The following is a 20,341-nucleotide window of genomic DNA, read 5'->3' as shown; positions in this document are numbered from 1 at the left end:
CGCGTCAGCTCGGCAACTCGAACTTCCGGCCGGGCGTGGCCGGTTCGATCACCTCGGCGTCGGACAACTGCTCCAGGGTGTCGAGGCCGTAGAACGGCTGCGCATCACGGGGCCCTACCTTGGCGTAGAAGGAGGTGCCGTAGCCCTGGTGATCCTCCTTGCGGATCGAGTAGGGGCCGCCGATCGTGTCGAAGGTGAGCCCTTCGAGCGCCGAGATGACGCTGTCGGTGTCCGTGGCGTTGGCCTTCTTCACCGCGTTGAACAGGGCGAGGCAGGCGCGGTGGCTGGTGGTCAGCAAGCCGATGGGATGGCGGTCGTTGGTGGCGGCGACGTAGTCCTTGAAGAGCGCTTCGCTGATGGGGTTGCTCTTGAACGGTTCGTGCTCGGGAAACCAGTAGGTGACGGACCACAGATTGGTCGGGGTCGACTTCTGCATGGCCCGGCCGATGAGCAGGTCGGTGCCCGCCTCGCCGATCACCTTGAGCTTGCGGTTCAGGCCGACGGCGCGGGCCTGCTGCAGGAAGCTGATGCAGGGGGCGGCGATGAGGCCGAGGTAGAGTCCCTGCGCCGGCGAGTTCATCAGCGCATTGATCTCGACCTTGAGGTCGGTCTTGGTCGGCGGCACGAAGATCGGCGGCTGGAAGTTGATGCTGCGGCCGCCGGCCGCGTGGCGCACGCCATATTCGAAGAAGCGCACCGAGTCGCGGCCGTACTCGCTGTCGAAGGAGATGCTCGCCCATTCGCTGACGTCGGGATGGCGGGTCGCCACGATCTTGGCGAGCCCGCTGTACAGCGTGTAGGCGTTGGGACAGAGACGGAAGAAGTTCCGGTTGAAGTTCTCGTGGGTGAGCGACATGGCCGCCGGCGTCGGCGCGACGCAGAGGGCCTTGAGCTCGCCGAGCACGGGCGACAGCCCCAGCGCCATCGGCGACTGCGCGGCGCCGACCAGCAGGTTGATGCCCATGCCGGCAAGCTCGCGCCCGGCGGCCACCGAGCCGGCGCTCGAATACTTGTCGTCGCGGACCACCAGCTCGATCTGCCGGCCGAGGAGGCCGCCGGAGCGATTCCATTGCGCCGCGGCCAGCTCGGCGCCGCGCAGCCAAGCCGTTCCCGCTTCCGCCCCTATCCCGGACATGGGGAACATGATGCCGATGCGCAGCGGCGCCGATTGCGATCGCGCCCGCCGCACGGGCGCTGCAGTGAACGCAGCAGCCGCAACGCCTGCGGCCACCACTGACCGTCTCGTCAGGGCCATGTTTCCTCCCGATTTATTGTCCGATCAGCGTCGGCTGAGGCAGATCGTGTATTTTTTATAAAATACTGTCAATCGCTCTGCCGGCCGGACGTGCCCACGGGCCGAACGACCGCGCTGGAGGGAAAGGGAGCCCGGCAAGCCACTCCGGGCTCGGTTCCGTGCCGACACGCGCAGTGCCCGCCGCGTCGTCGGGGCCGCCCTTCAGCCGGCGCCAGCCATCCACGCCGCGGCGATGTCGAGCAGGTCGGCAAGCACGTCCGCGTCCTTGCGCCCGGTCCTGGCGGGAACGTGAAACGAATGATCGGCATCGGGCGCCAGCACGAGCGTCGCGAAAGTCCCGAGCCCGGCGACGACCGGCTCCAGCAAATCGAGCGCTGCAAGCGCGTCGCGGCTGCCCTGAAGGAACAACATGGGGATGGCGATGGTCCCGAGGTGTTCGGCACGGGCGGTCGCCGGTTTGCCGGCTGGATGCAGCGGAAACGCGAAGAACACCAGGCCGCGCACGCCGGCTAGGGGCGTTGCGGCTTGTGCCTGAGAGGTCATGCGGCCGCCGAATGAGCGGCCGCCGGCGAACAGCGGCAGGGCACCGGCCAGCCGGCCAGCCTCCGCGACGGCCGCGCGCACCGTCGCCTGGGCGAGCGCGGGCCCGTCGGGCCGGCCACCGCCGCGCTCCATGTAAGGAAACTGATAGCGCAGCGTGGCCACCTTGCGGTCCGCCAGTCCATCGGCCAGCGCCGCCATCGTTCTGTGGGCCATGCCAACGCCGGCGCCGTGGGCCAGCACCAGGACGGCGCGCGCCGCCGCCGGCCGCTGCCAGAGCCCGCTGACGCGGATGTAGGCATCGACCGCGATCGTCACGTCTTCCAGGGTCGTCATGGCTGGCTCGTTGCTCGGCGACGGGCGTGCTCCATCCTCTCGCCGCCGGGTGTCCGCTGCAACCGAACTGCGACGCCCGGGCTCCGGTACAAGGCGCCACGGCTTCGACGTTGGCCGCTGTGCCGCGGCGGCAGCGTGCCACGTGCGGCCTCCAGCGCTCTCACCTGCAACGCTCTCACCTGGCGCCGAGCCGCTCGCGCTCGAGTGTCTCCGCCGAGCAGTGGACGTAGCTATCCCGCGTCGGTTCGCGGTGGTGGCCCGACGATGTGGCCGGGGCGGAGGGTAGCTTGTGCACGCGGTGGGGGTGATGCGGGCCGTCGATGCAGAGCGTTCCCCGCGATGTCCTCACCAGCCGACCTTCGGACGTGAAGGCCGGCTCGGCACGGGGAAACTCCGGATTCAGGCCGGGATCGAGGAGGCGAACGGCGAGCAGAATAGAGTGCGCGAGCGACATATGTGCTCCAAGGGCGCTGCTGCCGGCCGGCTACGGCCTGGGAACGGCAGCTCGCAATGTTGTGCGGTGGAGGCCGACAGCCTGCTCACCCTGGCCGTCGTTGGAGGCGGCAGGGCGGGGCGGCTGATCTACCAGCGGCTGAGGCGGAGCCTCAGGCGCGTGGCGGTCGCAGAGGGGGGCTCTCGCTCTGATGCGCGCAGCGCGGCTCAGCGAGACGGGGGTAGGTCACTGGATGCGCGACGCGAAGGCCTACGACGCAATAGGCGAGCGGCGCCAGCCGCGGACATTCGACGTCGAGACACGAAGGGGCGTCGCTCGCTTCGATCCGCGCTTGGGACGGACTCGCAGCGGTTAAGCGCTGCTCGACTGTGACGCCCGCGTCGCGCGGGACGGCGAGATGGTCCAGGTCCAGCTTCATGCCGATGGAGGTCGCGGCGACCAGGAGCAGCAGCAATCGGCTCAGCCGAACGCGCCAAACCGTCGTTCGGCAATCGACCGACCTCGCCATCGTGCGCCAGGCAATACCCATGCAATAAACTTAGGCGACAGGCCGCTGGATTTCATGACCTCAGAAGAGGCAGTCTTCAGCCCCGACGCGCTCATATTTTAGTCGAGTGAACAAAAATAGACCACGGTGCGCTATCAGTCAATCCTGCGGCTAGACTGCGATCCATTCCCGGCAGGGCGCGACTCGAAGCGTCTTACCCATTTTCATCTTGTTGCCACAATCCTGAAGATTTCCTATACTTCTGGACAGAATGTCGCAGTCGTATTGCAACGCAGCAAGGGCGTTCTTAGACTGATGGCTATGAATCGGAGCTCGATCTCATATCTCGGCATCGCCTTGCTGCTGTGGATGGGCATTATCCTGCCCGCCACTCAGCAGGCGGTCCCCGACTACGAGCCGACGTCGAGCATCGAGTCCGTAGTGAGCGCGGCAGCGCCCGACAATGCGGCGGCCAGCGTCCCGAGACATTTCATCGGCAACGCAAATTGTGCGGCAGACCCCGATCTGTCCCACATTACGCTTGCGTTGTGCCCCGCGGTGGTCACTGAATTCTCCTTCTGGTCGAAGGTGGTCGCGACCAACGAGAGCGCCCGGTCTCGCAGTCTGAGCCCTGACGAACGCCCCCCCAAAGCTGACGCAGCCTAGGATTTGCCCGACGCGACGGTTCGCGCCGAAGCGTTGTCGCAATCCCCGATGGATTCGTGAGCGAGTGGTTTTCCACGATTGACGCCCACCGGAGTGCTGGCTGACCGAGGTCGCGCGCGCCGTGTCGGAGCGAATGGGGCGATTGTCACCATGTCTGAACGTTCAAGTCGCGCCGCGAAAGCGAGACGCTGCGCCTATCCCTTGCTGCTGATCGCGCCGTTGGCCCTGTCGGCCTGCACCGAGCCCAGCGCCAAGGCGCAGGCGGCCCCGCCGGCCCCGCCGCCCGAGGTCGCCGTGATGACGGTGACGCCGGAGCCCATTCCCTACGAACGCGAATTGCCGGGACGCGTCACGCCCACGCGGATCGCCGAGGTGCGTGCCCGCGTCGGCGGCCTCGTCGTCAAGCGAACCTTCGAGCAGGGCAGCCGGGTGACCGAGGGCAGCGTCCTCTACACCATCGATCCCGCGCCCTACCGCGTCGAACTCGCCAGCGCCGAGGCCGCGCTCGACCGTGCCGAGGCGAATCTGGTGCTGACGCGCCAGCAGGCCGAGCGCCTGAAGGCCCTGCTGAGCCGCCAGGCGGCCAGCCAGGCCCAGTACGACGTGGCCGTCGCCACACAAAAGCAGGCCGAGGCCGACGTCGATGCTGCGAAGGCCTCGCGCGACCGGGCCCGCCTCAACCTGGACTACACGAACGTGCGCGCGCCGATTTCCGGCAAGATCGGCCGGGCGCTGCTGACCGAAGGCGCATTGATCGATGCGACCGGCGGCGGTGTGCTCGCGACGATCCAGCAACTCGATCCCATCTACGTCGACATCACCCAATCGGTCGGCGAGCTGAACCGGCTGCGCCGGGACCTGGCGAGCGGCGAGCTTGCCAGCCTGGACGAGGCCGCAGCTGCCGTGCAACTGATCCTGGACGACGGGACGCCCTATGGGCACCCGGGCAAGCTGCTGTTCTCCGATGTCACGACCGACCCCGGCACGGGGCAGGTGACCCTCCGCGTCCAGTTTCCCAACCCCCACGACGAACTGCTTCCCGGCATGTATGTGCGGGCTCGCCTCCAGCAGGGGGTGGACGTCGATGCCATCACCCTGCCGCAGCAGGCGATCCAGCGCACCGTCGATGGCAAGGCCGAGGTCTGGGTCGTGAAGGCGGACGACAAGGTGATGCGCCAGCCGGTCGAGCTGGGGCCCGTGGTCGGGTCGAGCTGGCTTGTCCGGCAGGGGCTCAAGCCGGGTGAGCGCGTCGTGGTTGAAGGCTTTCAGCGGATCAACGCGGGCATGCAGGTCAGGCCCACGGCCGCTCCGACCGCCGCGCGGACGCGCCAGGCGAGTGCTCAGGCCGCTGGCAACGTCAGCTCGGCCGGCTCGGCCCTGATCCGCTAAGCCAACGGCAGCGGCCGGCGGGCCATCGTGCTCGCCGGCGGCTGCCCGGCCTTGGCCTGACCATCCTTCGACGCCGTGTGCCGCCTTGCGCCGCCGGCACCCCCGTTCTCGTCTACATCTGCGGTCTCCATGGCTCGCTTCTTCATTGACCGGCCGATTTTCGCCTGGGTCTTCGCGCTATTCATTTGCCTGGGTGGCTTGATTGCCATCCCGAACCTGCCCGTGGCGCAATATCCGATCATTGCGCCGCCTTCGATCGCGCTCTCCACCGCATTTCCGGGCGCCTCCGTCGAGGATCTCTACACGGGTACGACGCGCCTCATCGAGGACGAGCTCAACGGCGCGGCCAACATCCAGAGCTTTGAATCGGCGAGCGATTCCTTCGGCGTCGTCGAGATTACGGCCTCGTTCAAGCCGGGCACCGATCCGGGCTACGCCTCGGTCGAGGTGCAGAACCGCTTGAAGCGAGTGGAGGCGCGCCTGCCGGCCGAGGTCCGCCAGCAGGGCATCCTGGTCGAGGAGGCCTCCGCCGCCACGCTGGTGATCATTACCCTGGTCTCCACCGACGGCTCCATGGACGAGGTGGGGCTCGGCGACTTCCTGATTCGCAACGTCATCAACGAGATCCGCCGCATCCCCGGCGTCGGACGCGCGACGCTCTATTCGACGGAGCGAAGCCTGCGCGTCTGGGTCGATCCGGACAAGCTGCGCGGCTTCTCGCTCAACGCGTCCGACGTCTCGACCGCGATCCAGAACCAGAACGTCCAGGTGGCCTCGGGCGCCGTCGGCGCCCAGCCGAGCCCGTCGACCCACGGCGTCAACTTCCCCATCACCGTCAAGGGCCAGATGCGGGCGCCCGAGGAGTTCGGCGCCATCGTCCTGCGGGCCAATCCAGACGGTTCGACCGTGCGGCTGCGGGACGTGGCGCGCATCGAGCTCGGCGGCGAGGACTACAAGTTCACCACGCGGCTGAACGGCGGCGAGGCGGCCGGCATCTCGGTGACCTTGGCGCCCGACGGCAACGCCATGGAGACGGCCAAGGCCATTCGCGCCAAGATGCAGGAGCTGTCCCAGTTCTTTCCCAGCAACCTGAAGTGGGACATTCCCTACGACATCACGCCTGCGGTCGAGGCCTCGATCGAGAAGGTCATCCACACGCTCATCGAGGCGGTGGCGCTGGTCTTTCTCGTGATGTTCCTGTTTCTCCAGAACATCCGCTACACGCTCATTCCGACCATCGTCGTGCCAATCGCCTTGCTCGGCACCTGCACGGTGATGATGCTCGCCGGCTTCTCGGTGAACGTGCTCACCATGTTCGGCATGGTGCTGGCCATCGGCATCCTCGTCGACGATGCAATCGTCGTGGTCGAGAACGTCGAGCGCATCATGAACGAGGAGGGGTTGTCACCCAAAGAGGCGACGCGCAAGGCGATGGACCAGATCACCGGCGCGATCATCGGCATCACGCTGGTACTCGTCGCGGTGTTCATCCCGATGGCTTTCTTCCCGGGATCGGTCGGCATCATCTACCGGCAGTTCTCCATCGCCATGGTGACCTCGATCGCCTTTTCGGCGCTGCTGGCGCTGTCGCTGACGCCGGCGCTCTGCGCCACCCTGCTGAAGCCGATCGCCAGGGGTCACGGCCACGCCAAGGGCGGCGTCTTCGGCTGGTTCAACAGGTTCGTCGACCGCGAGACGGCGCGTTACGGACGCGGTGTTTCTCGCCTGCTGGCGCGTAGCGGGCGCGTCATGATGGTCTATCTGATCCTCCTGGGCGGGCTCGGCTATGCCTTCGTGCGCATGCCGGAAGGCTTCCTGCCGCTGGAAGACCAGGGCTTCTTCACCGTCGACATCCAGACGCCCCCCGGCTCCTCCTTCAACCGCACGCTGGCCGCCGTGAAGAAGGTCGAAGAACACCTGATGGCCCAGCCGGGCGTCGCCACGGTCACGGTCGTCAATGGCTTCTCGTATTCCGGCCAGGGCCAGATGACGTCGCAGGCCTTCGTGACGCTGAAGCCGTGGAGCGAGCGCGACGGCGCCAACTCGGCCGCGGCCCTGGTGAGCGGCACCAACAAGGCGCTGGCCAGCTATCGCGACGCGGTCATCCAGGCGCTCGAGCCACCGCCGATCGACAATCTCGGCAACGCCTCCGGATTCAGCCTGCGCCTGCAGGACCGGGCGCAGATGGGCTACTCCGCATTGATGGCCGCCGAGCAGCAACTCCTGGGGCTTGCCCGCAGCAGCCCGGTGCTCCGCAACGTCTACGTGGAGGGGCTGCCGCCGGCGCCGCAGGCCGAGCTGGTCATCGACCGCGAGAAGGCGGCGGCGCTCGGCGTCGACTTCAAGGACATCAACGACACCATCCAGGTGAACCTGGGATCGGTCTACACCAACGACTTCCCCAACCGCGGCAAGATGCAGCGCGTGATCGTGCAGTCCGAGGATCTGCAACGGCTCAATGCGTCGGATCTGCTCAATTATACCGTCAAGAACGTCAACGGCGCCGTGGTGCCCATGTCGTCCTTCGCCAGCCTGAAGTGGAGCGTCGGCCCGGCGCAGATCGTCGGCTTCAATGGCTATCAGTCGGTCCGCGTCACGGGCGAGCCAGCGCCGGGCTACACGACCGGCCAGGCGATCGCCGAGATGGAGCGGCTGATGGAGCAGCTGCCCAAGGGCTTCGGCTACACCTGGACAGGCCAATCGCTGCAGGAGAAGGAGGCAGGATCCCAGGCGTCGCTGCTCCTGGCGCTGTCGATCCTGATCGTCTTCCTCTGCCTGGCGGCGCTCTACGAGAGCTGGTCGATCCCGTTCTCGGTGCTGCTGGTCATTCCCCTCGGCGTCATCGGGGCGGTCGCCGCCGTCTATCTGCGCGGCATGCCCAATGACGTCTATTTCAAGATCGGCCTGATCACCATCATCGGCCTCTCCGCCAAGAATGCGATCCTCATCGTCGAGTTCGCCCGGGAGCTCTGGAAGCCCGGCACATCGCTGATCGAGGCGACCGTGCAGGCGGCGACGCAGCGCTTCCGCCCGATCGTCATGACCTCGCTGGCCTTCATCTTCGGCGTGGTGCCCCTGGCCATCGCGACCGGTGCCGCATCGAAGAGCCAGCAGGAGATCGGCACGGGCGTGATGGGTGGCATGATCGCCGCGACGGTGCTCGCGGTGTTCTTCGTGCCGGTCTTCTTCGTCGTCGTGATGCGCATGTTCCAGCGCCGGCGGGTGGCGGCCGATCCGCCGGCCGCGCAGGAAGACGCGGCCGAGGCCGGCCCGCCGCCGGCCGCCGCGATGCCGAGCACCGGGCACTGACGGGCGGCGCTGGGAAGGCCGAAAGACCGCTCGAGGCCATCGCGGCCGCGGCGCGCGCCGTCGGCGCCGACGGGGAGCAGGCATGGATCGAGCGTCGTGGGCGCAGCCGCCAAGACGGATACGGCCCAAGCGCATCGCCCGCGCCAGCAGACCGGGCGATTGTTCCTGGTCAAGCCGACGTACCTCGACCCGCTTCTGCGTGCGCTCGGCAGCCCCACGCCGCCGGGCGATGGTGCTCCAGGCCGCGGGTTGATGCCGATGTGGCCCTCGGGCTCGCGTTGCGGCCGCGGCCGTGGTACACCGATGTTCCTGTTTTGTTTGCGGGGACCCGATGGCTCGACGGGCCGGTAGCGCCGATCTGCCTCTGCACAACGGGCGCGTGCCCGCGTGGCTCGGCCAACGCATGGCGCGGCTCGGTGCGGTCATTGCCCAAGCGATCGTTCACCACTATGGCCGCGACGAATTCCTGCGCCGACTGTCGCATCCGTTCTGGTTCCAGTCCTTCGGCGCGGTCATGGGGATGGACTGGCACTCGTCCGGCATCACCACGAGCGTCATCGGCGCCCTGAAGCGCGGCCTCGGCCCGCTCTCCGGCGAACTCGGGCTGCATGTGTGCGGCGGCCGCGGCAGCCATTCGCGCCAGACGCCGCACGAACTGCTCGCCGTGGGTGAGCGCGTGGGCTTCGACGGTGTCGCCCTGGCGCGGGCGAGCCGTCTCGTGGCGAAGGTGGACAGCGCCGCCGTACAGGACGGCTTCGAGCTCTATCTGCACGGCTTCATCGTTGCCGACGATGGCCGATGGGTGGTCGTGCAGCAGGGCATGAACGGCGGTAGCGGTCTCGCGCGCAGATACCATTGGCTGTCGGAAGGCCTGAGCAGCTTCGTGGAGGCGCCGCATGCCGCGATCGAGGGGAGGGCGGCTGGCAAGATCGTCAATCTCACCGATCGGCGTGCGGCCGCCTCACGCAGCGGGCAACTGGATCTCGTGCGGGAGGGGCCTGATCGCGTCCTGCGGCTGCTGGCGGACGTCCTGGGGGAAGATGCGCCGGCGGCTGCGGCACGGCAGCCGCTGCTACCGCATCTCGTCATGCCCGCCCACCACGACGTGCGGCCGAAGGACGTGATGAGCCGGCGTCTGCATGGCGCGCTCGCTGCTGCAGCCGACCGAGGCCCGGCTGACTTCGCCGAGCTGCTGCTGGTGCCTGGCGTCGGCGCGCGCACCGTCCATTCGCTCGCCCTGGTGGCGGAGGTGATCCACGGCGCGCCGTGCCGCTTCGCCGACCCGGCCCGCCACGCGTTGGCGCTGGGTGGCAAGGACCGGCATCCCTATCCCGTGCCGACCCTCGTCTACGACAGGACCATCGAGGTCCTGAAGGCCGCGATCAGCAGTGCCAAGCTCGGCAATGGCGAGCGGCTCGAGGCCATCCGCCGGCTCGATGCGCAGACCCGGACGATGGAACGCGACGCCACCGGGCCCTCTCTGCCGGCGTTCGTCGCGGCTGAACGACGACGCTCGCATGAGTACGGAGGTCGCGGCGTCTTCGGCTGGGAGCCTCCCCCGCCGGCCGAGCGTTGCGAGGTCCGCCCGGAGGATGACCCTGGGCAGCGTGTTTCCATACGGCCGGCCCTTTCGCACGGACGGACGCCCTGATGCTCGTGAAGCCTGATACGGATCTGTTGCTGGTCGTGGACGTGCAGAACGACTTTTGCCCGGGTGGGCTCCTCCCGGTGCCGGGCGGCGGCGAGGTTGTCGCCCCGATCAATCGCCTGATGGGCCGCTTCGATCATACCGTCCTCACTCAGGACTGGCACCCGGCGGACCATATGTCGTTCGCATCCGCCCATCCCGGCCGTCAGCCCTACGACACGGTTGCGCTCGCCTACGGTCCTCAAATTCTTTGGCCAGACCACTGCGTCCAAGGCTCGCGCGGCGCCGAGTTCCATCCGGATCTCGACCTGACCAGGGCGGAGCTGGTGCTGCGCAAGGGGTGTGACCGAGGCATCGACTCCTATTCGGCATTCATGGAGAACGACCGCACGACCCCGACGGGATTGGCCGGCTACATGCGCGAGCGCGGGTTCGAGCGCGTGTTCCTGACGGGGCTCGCGTTCGACGTCTGCGTCCTTTGGTCGGCTGAAGATGCTCATCGCCTGGGCTTCGCAGCGGTGCTGATCGACGATGCCTGCCGGTCCCTCGATCTCGACGGCTCGGACGGCGCGGCGCGGCTGCGGCTGCGGGAACTTGAGATCCCGGTCGTCAAGGGCGCGCAGATCGGTCGATGACCGGCGGCGTGCGCCGGCGCTCGACGATCCGGCAATACCCAATCGCCCGTATCGACGCTGGCAAAGCCGCTCGAAGGGAATCGGCCGCAACCGCGCACGTGGCGGCCTCACGCCACCTCCGCGCAAGCTCGGCCTCCGGCCAGGCGATTTCGCCGTTGGATGGGGGTGTCCAATCGCGAATGGTTTCCGGGCAACGCGGACTCACGCCCAAATGGGGGTGGAACGGACGAGCTCTAGCGTGCAAGATCGGCGATGAAGACTGACGATCTCAGCCGAAGCAGACGGAGAAGGGCGTCGCCGATCGCTTATACGAAGTAACACTTGATCCGGCTTCATTTCGGGATGTTCTGAATGACCTGGCCAACGGCGTTGGTGCTCGAGTCAGCGGATTGCCCGATGATCGACGGTGCGACCTCAAAAGCGCCTTTTACCGGCCTGGCGTCGATTGGGCTTACTTGAGGTCCATAGCGGGCAGGGAGAGGCCGAGCGCGGACGGTGCCTGGCGCGTTGCCGATGAGCCGGCTGCCGACGGGGCGGGCTCATCATTCGGCGAGCAACAAAATTTGATTTGCCATATTCGTTGCAGTGCCGCAGTGGATGAGTTTGGGCGACCGATCAAAATTCAAGGAATTTTGATGATGGTCATAAACCAGTTGAATAGCGCATCCGCCGCCATTTCCGCATCGATTTGGCGCCGCGTTGACGGTCGGCGCGCTGACTGGCGCCCTTCTGTTGATCCGGGTGAGGCAGGTGCCTCCGCCCTGTCGCGGCCCATGGCAAGGGGCTGCGAATTTGATGTCAGTTTTGCAGGCATGAGCGCGGGGCGGCGATACGCGGTTGATGCCGGGCCGACGGGGAAGGCTGCGGGCGCCTCGCATTGATGACAAGGCCGCTCGCAGACGCCGGTCGGGCGCACGACGGCGGGGAAGAAATGGTGGTGAAGACAGGGACGCAACAGACGCCGGACGTTCGAGCCGAACACTCAGCAGGAGCGTAAATTCGCCCCAAAGTCGTTCGGATTGGCTTCGCAACGCTCGGAGGTCGCAAGTTCAACGGGGGGCTAAGTTGAGCACGGAAGCTTCCGAACGCGACGATCTCAGGAGATCGAGCAACTCTGACAATGGCGGGGCAGCCGACGCCCTGCCGTGCACCGTTCTGATCGAGGACCGGACCTTTTTCCGCGAATGCGTCCTGGCGTCTTTGAGCGCGATGGAATCCGATCAGGAATTCCAGGCCTTCGAGAGCGTGGCTGCCTGGGAGCAGAGCGCGGCGGCAGCGCGCACGTCTCTGCTGGTTCTGTGGATGTCGGCGCCATCCATGCCACCGGAACCCGATAACGTCTTCGCCTCTCGCCTGAAGCAAGTGCTGCAGCTGCCTGAGGCGCCGCCGGTGGTGGTGATGTCCGACCACGAGAGCGCCGACTGCGTCGTCTATGTGATGCACAGTGGCGCGAGCGCCTTCCTGCCCACGAGCATGGGTGTGGAGATGGCGGTCAAAGTCCTGGATCTCGTGCGCGCAGGCGGCAGCTTCATCCCGGCGAGCACCCTGGCGGCTATGACCTCCGCCGAGGAGGGGGCTCCACGGGCCGCCGAGCTCTCCACGCTGCTCTCGCCACGGCAGCTCGCCGTTGCCCGTGCCATGCGCAAAGGCTTGCCCAACAAGGTGATCGCCGACGAGTTGGCGATGTGCGAGAGCACCGTCAAGGTTCACGTCAGAACCATCATGCGCAAGCTCAACGCGCGAAACAGGACGGAAGTCGCCTTCCTGACGCGCGATCTAGATACGGACTTGCGAGGCGGCTTCGCCGGGTGATCTCGCCGCTCGCGATCGTCGCGTCCGCGCTAACGGCGCGGCGCTCCCGTTCCTCCAAAGCCCGACGTTCCCTCTTGCGGGATATGCTCAGTTCGAGGCGCTCGACTTTGCCGACGCGACCGGCGTGGACCCCGGCGCGGGGGTATCGGCCGAATCTACGGCCTCGCCCGTCTGCCGGATGTCGTACGTCGGCAGGATCACCTTGATCGTGTCGCCCGGTTGCACGGCGGAGGCGTCGCTGGCTGCAACCGGCGCCGCATCCGGTTGTCCCGCGCGCAAAATCGTGAAGCTCGGCTCAGGCCGGCGCGGGCCGCCGTCCACGAGCGGGCCCATCTGGTTGAGGATGCCTTCAGTGACCCTGGTCCGGTTTCTTAGCTCCTGCAACTTCTGGTCGGTCTCGCGGATCTCGATGGCGACGTCGCCTTCGCGCTTGTTCTTGAGTTCGAGGAGGCTGATGTCAGCCTTGCTGATCTCCTGGTGGGCGCGGAGCATGCTGGCTTCGAGGCGCAGGCGGGCGCCCTGCATTTCGGCCTTGGCGCGCTCCAAGGCGTATTGCCGCGGCGCCGCGGCGAGGCCCTTGGCCACGAGCGACGAAATCCCTTCGAGTTCCTTGTTGATGAGCGCTGCCTGGGTGGTTTCGGTCTCCATCTGGGCGACCAGCGAGGTGACTTCCTTTTCGAGATAGGACTTGAGCGCACTCAGAGCATTGGTCTGCGTGCGGTATGCCTCCGCCCGCGTCTTGAAGATCGAGACCTCCTGGTCGAGCAGCGCGGCGATCTGCGGCGCCGATCGGCGCGCCAGCAGCGCCTGGGGGAAGGTGACCGCGTCACCGCCTGCAGCCTCGGACTTCAGGCGCGCCTGCCTGGCGATCAGCCCGTCTCGCTGGAGCGCGGTGCTTGCGAGCTCGCCCTGCGTCGTCAGGGCATCGCGAGCCAGGTCGCTGGTCCTGAGGACGCCACCTGCCAGCGAGACGGCCTGCAGGACGGTAAGGCCCGGACGGAAGGGGAAGTCGCCGGGCTTCGTGACATCTCCGACCACGTAGACGGGCCTGTACAAAATGACGTCAACGTTCGTATCCGGCGGCTGGACCAGGTTCATCCGCCTTTGCAGCCTCTGGCCGATGGCGCTGGCGACCTCGGACGGCGTCTTGCCGGTCGCCATGACCTCGCCGACCAGCGGCAGGGAAATGGTGCCGTTCGCCGCCACGATGAACTCGTCGTTGAGCCCTTCCCACTCCACCAGCTTGTCTTGGGAGGCGCGCCACTCGTAGACCTTGATGCGCAGTTTGTCCTGCGGGCCTAGGGTGTAGCTCTCCGCGGCGCGTGCGAGGGGTACGGACGCGATGGTGAACGCCGCGAGGGCGGCGATCACGCGAAGCGGCTTCGGCAAAGGGATTCTCATCGCGAGGTTCTTCACAGTTTCAGGATGTGTTCGGGGTCGGCGCGCCGTGTGAGGACATGGGCAAAGCCGATCATGTTCCCCTTCAGCCTGCCGCGGCGATCGATGTAGGGCTCCGGCCTCAGGCTCTTCAGCGTGTTGGCGACGAGATTGCGGCAGATCAGGCGGATGCCGAACCAACGCTGCATCGTCCCCTTGCCGATGAGATAGATGGGGTTGACGATCTGCGAGTAGCCGAGCCGCACGCCGTTGACACGGCCGCCCTTGGCGCCGAGATGCACGCCCCAGAGCTGCCCGATGTTGACGATGCGCCCGTGCGCCCGCAACTGGCTGGTGAAGTCGATGTCCTCCTGCCAGCCGTAGAGAGGCAGCCGCTCGTCGAAGCGTAGATCGCCGATCACCTGGGCGCGGATCGACATGTTGCAGCCGTATGCGCCGGGATGGTCCCTGACGTGCGCCGGCAAGGAGGACGGGCGATAGGCGTCGAGCATGGCGACCGCCTCATCGAAGCCCAAGCCCGGCCCCTGTGCACCGTCGGCCAGCAGATCGCCGGTGACCACCGCGTACACGGGGTGCTCTCGAAAGACCCGCGACAGCGTTTCCAGGTATGAGTCGCAGGGAACGAAGTCGTCGTCGAAGAAGCTGATAATGTCGGTCGTGCCATCGCACAGCGCCATCGCGCGATTGCGCTGTGCGCACAGGCCCGGATCGCCGAAGACGTATGACACCTTGAAGCTGATGTCGGGACGCACCTCGATGTCGTTCGGTGTCGTGGCCGAGACGATGACGTGGTCCGGGTGCAGAGTCTGGCGCTCCAGGTGCGCCAATAGCCTCGAGACGAGCGACGGTCGACCATTCGTCGGGACGATCAGCGTGATGTGCATACTTTCCCTGCTGCTCCCCACGCAACTGCGGCGATCAATGCTGGAACAGTAGGTGAGATGACTGCAAGCCTGCAGTACCAAATCCGATGCCCGCGGTCTTAGGCCAAGCCGGTGCTACTTCAAAATTGGTACGGATCGCGCGGGGGCGAGGCACCACATGGCGCAACCCTGTTCCGAAAGAATGGATTGGGGGCAGGCGCGTATCGTCGGATGATGAGCGCATGGGGCATCGCGATGCCCGGTCGGAGGCATGCAATGAACCAGTTTGTGGCGGCGGACGCGGCGACGCGAAGCAGTGATGTTGGTTCCGCTCCCCCCACGAAGTCGTTGAATGCCTATGGCTCGGTCGCTCTGGTCCACGACTGGTGCCCCTCCTTCCGCGGCGGGGAACGCGTGCTCGCGGAGTTGCGCAGGGTATTCGAGGCCGACCATATCTTCACGCTGTTCCAGTTTCTGGAGCGGGACGTCCTGGACGCCCATTTCCCTGAGACTGAGTTTCACACGTCGGCTGCTAACAACTGGCCCGGCGTGCGCAAGTTCTATCGCCACCTCTTCCCCCTCTGTCCCTTTCTCATGGAGCAGTTCGACGTGACCGGCTTCGACGCCGTGGTGAGCTCGTCGGCTGCGTTCGCGCGGGGCATCATCACACGCCCCGATCAGCCGCACCTGTGCTACGTGCACAGTCCCATGCGGTACGCGTGGGACGAGCAGTTCTCCTACATCGACCAGATGCGCATGGGAAAAGCCGGGGGGCTCCTGTTCAGGATCCTCATGCACCACATGAGGACCTGGGACACGCGCACCGCTCACGCGCCGGACGTGATGGTGGCAAACTCGAATTTCGTCAGGGCGCGCATACGGCGCATCTACGGTCGCGACGCAGAGGTCGTCTTTCCGCCTGTGGACGTCGCGCAGGAGGCATTCAGCCGCGACAAGGACGACTACTACGTCACCGCATCCTTCCTGGCGCCTTACAAGCGGACCGATCTCGTCATCCGCGCCTTCAACGCGATGCCGAACCGGCGGCTGCTCGTGGTCGGCGAAGGTCAGCAGTCGCGTGCGCTTCGGTCCATGGCGGGCCCTAACGTCGAGTTCACCGGATATCTCTCGCGCGCCGCTTACCTGCGCACCGTCGCCCGGGCCCGTGCACTGGTATTCGCCGGCTGCGAGGATTTCGGCATCGCGCTCGCCGAGGCCCAGGCGCTCGGCACGCCCCTCGTCGCCTTCGGCCGCGGCGGCGCCCGCGACATCGTCGTCCCGTTTGGGGGAGGGCATGAGCCCACGGGCATCCTGTTCGACCGTCAGGACGAGGCCACACTGATCGATGCCGTCGCCGCCTTCGAGACGTGCCGGGCCAATTTCTCGCCCGACGCGTGCCGCCAGCGCGCGAGCCGATTCTCCACTGAGCGCTTCCATCAGGGCATCACCCGGGCCTTCGACATGACCATGGAGGTCCATCGCGCCAGCTTCCGCTGACGGGGGCAACGCGTGGTTCGCGCCCCATTGCGGCAACACGGCCCAGCTTTGCGCCTGGTTTACGACTTGGCGCGATGACCGTCCCTTCCATCGTCCCGGACCATCTCGCGCCGGGCACGATCTGCTCGGACGAGCGGTAGGCGTGGCCCATGCCTGCCGCAGCGCGAGCACGCGGCAATTGGATGAGATCTTCCAAACCTATGGAAACGAGAGGGTTCTTTGAGCAGGAGCGATCCCTTGCCCGATCAGCCCTGCTTCGGCCTCGGAACGCCCTAGGGCATTTCCGCGTTTCTTCGAATCGCCGAAATGCTCTATCTGTTTGGTTTGTCGCGTTTTCTTCACGCGAACCGGCGTCCACTTCGCTCGAAAACGCTCTAGAGACCGCGCGCGGCAGCGACGCGCGCCTCTGGGCGCGTCGCCCTGAATTCGGCTCCGCCGCCCAGCGATGCGGATTTCGAGCCGGTCATGCTGGCTGCCTCCGCCGCCGTGATCAAGCCGTCTGCGACCGCCATCTCCTTGAGGTAGGCCTCCGCCGATACCGACCATCTGAACTCCTGGGCGCGAGCCCGGCCGGTAGCCGCCATTCTGAAGCGGAGCGTGGGATCGGCGCGCAGCCGCTTGAACGCTTCGATCCAGGCGTCCGGCTGGTCCGGCGGTGCGTAAATCGCCGCATCGGCACAGAGCTCCGGCAGGCTGGCCCGGTCGGAGACGACGACGGGACAGCCGATCACCATCGCCTCCAGCGGTGGTAGGCCGAACCCCTCCACGAACGATGGAAAGGCGAGGCACAGTGAGCTCGACAGCAAGGCCGCGAGCTCGTTGTCGGACAGTCGGCCGAGAGCGGCGACATTGACATCGTCGCTCGGCCCGGCGCCCGCCTGAAACACCCTGGAGTCCAGCCCGCCGACGAGGGCCAGGCGGAAGCCCGCTGCGGCCAACCGCGGTGCCAGGGCCAGCAGCATGCCGACGTTCTTGTGCGGCGCCGGGCTGCCGATCACGACGATCGTATTGGGGCCTGCGACCCGACGTGTTTCGTCGGAGTGTTTCGGTGACCACGCCAACGCATGCTCATGCCCGTTGGGAATGACGGTGACGCTGCCCGGCGGGCAGATTCCCTCCCTGACAATCTCGGCTGCCGAGAACGCTGAGACCGTGGTGACGCGCGCTGCCCGCTTGGCGATGAGCGGGATGAGCAATCTGTGCAGCAGGCGAAACTGGCGCGAGTAACTCTGCGGGAAGGCGCGCGTGTTGACGTCGTGGATGCACAGGATCTGCTTGGAGGCGAGGATGGGGCCGGTATTGCACAGGCTGAGCAGCCCTTCTCGCGCCTGGCCCGGGAGCACCAGCTGTTCCCACAGGTGGCCGCCGAAATTACCGGCGCGACGCACTGCGATCTGCTCCAGCGAGACTTGGTTGCCGTGCTTGGGCATGACCAGCTCGACATCGAGCCCCTGCGCGAGGGGATGTCCATCACGGATCAGACGATCCAGGCTGGCGACGATCTCGTGAGCATAGCGCTGAACGCCAGTGAGCGGTTGCGTCAGGAAGCGTCCGTTGATCGTCCAGCATCGGGTCATTCTTTGAATTGGCCTTGTTCACAGGCGCGCGGGCACGTGGAAGTCGCGCTCGGCGAATGTCTTTCACAGCCGAGTTCTGCGCCAGCTAGCATTGGGCGTAGGAAGTCGAGAGAGCATACCCCTTCTGCACGATGACCTCGATCCATAGCGTAAAGCCACCCTCCGATTGCCGTGTTGACGCCGTTCGCCAGTGCCTCGATCAAGGCGGATGCGAGCATGGAGGTTTTCGAAGGTGAATGCCGACGCCCAATGGTCGAGGGCATCTGAGCGCCGCGTTTGGACCGTCAATGGCGACTTCGTGAACCTCAAGCCGACAGGGGTGGCACGTTACGCCAGGGAGGTGACGTCGGCGCTCGACGCCCTGGTCGCCGAGCGCCATCCACTGGCGCGCGATCTGGACCTGACGCTCATCGCGCCGCGGGAGCCGCTCGACCTGCCGCTCCGGCGGATGGCGGTGAAGGTGGTGCCCGAGTTCCGCACGCCGCGCCTGCCGCAGGTCTGGTCGCAATTGCAGTTGCCCAGGCACGTCGAGGGAGGGCTGCTCAGCTTCTGCAATCTGGCCCCGATGAGCGTCAGGCAGCAGGTGCTCTGCATTCACGATGCCCACACCTACGTCATGCCTCAAAGCTACGGAAGGATGTTCAGGCTGGCTCACCGTCTCATTCTGCCGGTGCTGGGGCGGCGTGTGCGACTCGTGACGACGGTGTCGGGGCTGTCGCGCGACCACCTCGATACGCTCGGTATCGTGCCGCGCGACAAGATCGTCGTCGCGTACAACGGCAGTGATCATGCGGATCGCTGGCGGCCGGCGCGCTCCGCGCGCAGCTACATCGAGCGGAAGCCTTTCGTCCTCTGCATCGGGCGCGATCAGCCATACAAGAACATGTCGCTCATCTGGCGCATCGCGCCGGCGCTGAAGCAACTCGGGCTCGATGTCCTGGTGGCGGGTGACGTCGGGAGCGCTGGGCCCACGCCGAGTGACAACGTGCATTTCATCGGGCGCGTTGACGACGACGAGCTCGCGGCGGCGATGTCGAACGCCGTGTGCTTTCTGTTTCCCTCCCGAATCGAGGGCTTTGGCCTGCCAGCGGCCGAAGCGATGGCACGCGGTTGCGCCGTGGTCGCGTCGACCGCGCCGGCGATCCCCGAAGTCTGTGGCGACGCCGCGCTCTATGCCGATCCGGACGACGAGCCCGGCTGGGTGCGCGCCGTGGCATCGCTGCACCACAATCCCGCTCTGCGGTCGAGGCTGCGCCGGGCCGGCTATCAACGCTCGCGGCAGTTCACCTGGAGGCGCGTGGCCGAGACCTACCTCGAGCTGATGGCGCGGATCGATGGCCGCACCGACCTGATCGGGACAGCGGCGGCCCCGTCGGCGATCGGCGGGGAGGCGATGTTACCTGGGCCCTACGGCTCGACGGATGGGAGATAAGCATGTCGAAGGCCCTGCGCCGGCAACCTGATATGAGCGTGCGGGAGACACCGGCGGTCGCCACTGTGGAGGAGATTCGTAAGCGCATCGGCTACGAGAACGATGCTGGCTGGGCCTGGGCGAACTACAAGCCCTCCGTCGTGTCACTCGTTCGGGCGTATCGGCCGGAGCGGGTGTTGGAAATCGGTGGAGGACGCTTTCCCCTGTTCTCGCAGCAGGAGATCGCCGATCTCAACGTCGCCTACACCGTCAATGACATCGAGCAGAAGGAGCTCGACCGCGCACCTGCCTATGTGGAAAAGTCCTGCTTCGATATCGCCGGGCCGGCTGCGCACAACGAGAAGTTCGACCTCATATTTTCGAAGATGGTCTTCGAGCACGTCCGTGATGCCCGAATGGCCTATTCGAACTTGAGCCGACTCCTAAATCCCAATGGAGTCGTTCTGAACTTCCATCCGATACTGTATAGTCCGCCATTTGTCGTGAATCGTTTCATGCCTGAAACGTTGTCGCGATCGGTGCTCAGGTTTGTTTTCAATGAGCGCAATGACGATACGCACCCCAAATTTCCCGCCTGGTATTCGTGGTGCCGAGCCACCGACGATGTGCCGTCAAGAATCAAGGCGCTCGGCTTCCGGGATGTTGCAGTCCTACCCTTCTATGGACATGCATATTACCGCAAGGTGCCGATATTGCGGGAGATCTCGGCCCAGGTGACGCGCTGGTGCAAATCCACCAACTTCAAGCCGCTGGCAAACTACGCCTTTACGATCGCCATCAAGTGATCGGGCGAGAGCTCTGCGCCACGCCGGAGCGTCTGCCGATCGGATGGAATCGAGTGAGGGAAGAGCATTCCAGATTCAACAAGCTGGAGCCCTCCTGGATGCGACCGATCGGAGCCCCGGGGCTCCTTGGCTTGCCCCCGGGGCCTGCCGGCCTGGAGAGTGGTGCGGATCCAGCTTTGACCAGCCAAAGCCGCGCTTCCACCGATCTGGGATCGGGCGGTGGGTGACAGCGTGATGGTGGCCAAACGGGAATGGCGG

The 20,341-nt window shown here is 66.2% G+C and carries 15 protein-coding genes; 9 read left to right on the top strand and 6 right to left on the bottom strand.

Annotated features, from left to right (window positions below; all coding sequences use genetic code 11):
• Positions 1 to 4: 4 nt before the first annotated feature.
• The 3 genes from IEW34_RS16680 to IEW34_RS16670 form a co-directional block, all read right to left on the bottom strand.
• Positions 5 to 1,255: an ABC transporter substrate-binding protein gene (locus IEW34_RS16680; protein ID WP_188610355.1), complete on the bottom strand. Its 1,251-nt coding sequence runs from the start codon at positions 1,253 to 1,255 to the stop codon at positions 5 to 7.
• A 201-nt stretch (positions 1,256 to 1,456) separates the two neighbouring features.
• Positions 1,457 to 2,131 carry an alpha/beta hydrolase family protein gene (locus IEW34_RS16675; RefSeq protein WP_188610354.1) on the bottom strand — a complete coding sequence of 225 codons (675 nt, stop codon included), beginning with the start codon at positions 2,129 to 2,131 and terminating at the stop codon, positions 1,457 to 1,459.
• A 175-nt stretch (positions 2,132 to 2,306) separates the two neighbouring features.
• On the bottom strand, positions 2,307 to 2,585 hold the full coding sequence (locus IEW34_RS16670; RefSeq protein ID WP_188610353.1) for a hypothetical protein: 279 nt from the start codon (positions 2,583 to 2,585) through the stop codon (positions 2,307 to 2,309).
• Positions 2,586 to 3,219: 634 nt separating this feature from the next.
• Here IEW34_RS16670 and IEW34_RS16665 point away from each other — a divergent pair.
• The 6 genes from IEW34_RS16665 to IEW34_RS16640 all read left to right on the top strand — a co-directional run bounded on the left by IEW34_RS16665 (position 3,220) and on the right by IEW34_RS16640 (position 12,531).
• Entirely contained in the window at positions 3,220 to 3,738 is a 519-nt protein-coding gene (locus IEW34_RS16665) for a hypothetical protein (RefSeq protein WP_188610352.1), read from the top strand.
• 150 nt (positions 3,739 to 3,888) lie between these two features.
• Complete coding sequence (locus IEW34_RS16660) at positions 3,889 to 5,127, top strand: efflux RND transporter periplasmic adaptor subunit (RefSeq protein ID WP_188610351.1); 1,239 nt, start codon at positions 3,889 to 3,891, stop codon at positions 5,125 to 5,127.
• A 129-nt stretch (positions 5,128 to 5,256) separates the two neighbouring features.
• Complete coding sequence (locus IEW34_RS16655; RefSeq protein ID WP_188610350.1) at positions 5,257 to 8,436, top strand: multidrug efflux RND transporter permease subunit; 3,180 nt, start codon at positions 5,257 to 5,259, stop codon at positions 8,434 to 8,436.
• A gap of 331 nt (positions 8,437 to 8,767) precedes the next feature.
• Positions 8,768 to 10,087, top strand: a complete 1,320-nt coding sequence (locus tag IEW34_RS16650) for a DUF763 domain-containing protein (RefSeq protein ID WP_188610349.1) — start codon at positions 8,768 to 8,770, stop codon at positions 10,085 to 10,087.
• Positions 10,087 to 10,719, top strand: a complete 633-nt coding sequence (pncA, locus tag IEW34_RS16645; RefSeq protein WP_188610348.1) for a bifunctional nicotinamidase/pyrazinamidase — start codon at positions 10,087 to 10,089, stop codon at positions 10,717 to 10,719. The genes IEW34_RS16650 and pncA overlap by 1 nt, the downstream gene beginning before the upstream one ends.
• Before the next feature lie 1,065 nt (positions 10,720 to 11,784).
• Complete coding sequence (locus IEW34_RS16640; RefSeq protein ID WP_188610347.1) at positions 11,785 to 12,531, top strand: response regulator transcription factor; 747 nt, start codon at positions 11,785 to 11,787, stop codon at positions 12,529 to 12,531.
• Between the two features lie 87 nt (positions 12,532 to 12,618).
• On the opposite strand, the gene IEW34_RS16635 is transcribed toward IEW34_RS16640, so the two are convergent.
• Both IEW34_RS16635 and IEW34_RS16630 read right to left on the bottom strand, forming a co-directional pair.
• Positions 12,619 to 13,920, bottom strand: coding sequence for a polysaccharide biosynthesis/export family protein (locus IEW34_RS16635; RefSeq protein WP_188610346.1), 1,302 nt, complete (start codon positions 13,918 to 13,920; stop codon positions 12,619 to 12,621).
• A 23-nt stretch (positions 13,921 to 13,943) separates the two neighbouring features.
• Positions 13,944 to 14,813, bottom strand: coding sequence for a glycosyltransferase family 2 protein (locus tag IEW34_RS16630; RefSeq protein WP_188610345.1), 870 nt, complete (start codon positions 14,811 to 14,813; stop codon positions 13,944 to 13,946).
• Positions 14,814 to 14,999: 186 nt separating this feature from the next.
• Here IEW34_RS16630 and IEW34_RS16625 point away from each other — a divergent pair, with 186 nt between their 5' ends.
• Positions 15,000 to 16,289, top strand: a complete 1,290-nt coding sequence (locus IEW34_RS16625) for a glycosyltransferase (RefSeq protein WP_244642037.1) — start codon at positions 15,000 to 15,002, stop codon at positions 16,287 to 16,289.
• 374 nt (positions 16,290 to 16,663) lie between these two features.
• On the opposite strand, the gene IEW34_RS16620 is transcribed toward IEW34_RS16625, so the two are convergent.
• Positions 16,664 to 17,866: a glycosyltransferase family 4 protein gene (locus tag IEW34_RS16620; RefSeq protein WP_188610344.1), complete on the bottom strand. Its 1,203-nt coding sequence runs from the start codon at positions 17,864 to 17,866 to the stop codon at positions 16,664 to 16,666.
• Between the two features lie 232 nt (positions 17,867 to 18,098).
• Here IEW34_RS16620 and IEW34_RS16615 point away from each other — a divergent pair, with 232 nt between their 5' ends.
• On the top strand, positions 18,099 to 19,298 hold the full coding sequence (locus IEW34_RS16615) for a glycosyltransferase family 4 protein (RefSeq protein ID WP_244642036.1): 1,200 nt from the start codon (positions 18,099 to 18,101) through the stop codon (positions 19,296 to 19,298).
• Positions 19,299 to 19,300: 2 nt separating this feature from the next.
• Positions 19,301 to 20,083: a class I SAM-dependent methyltransferase gene (locus IEW34_RS16610; protein ID WP_188610342.1), complete on the top strand. Its 783-nt coding sequence runs from the start codon at positions 19,301 to 19,303 to the stop codon at positions 20,081 to 20,083.
• The last annotated feature ends 258 nt before the right edge of the window (positions 20,084 to 20,341 follow it).

The sequence above is a fragment of the Chelatococcus reniformis genome (assembly GCF_014640075.1).
GTDB lineage: Bacteria > Pseudomonadota > Alphaproteobacteria > Rhizobiales > Beijerinckiaceae > Camelimonas > Camelimonas reniformis.
The sequence above is the reverse complement of the archived record's forward strand: the minus strand, read 5'-3'. Positions and strand labels throughout refer to the sequence as shown.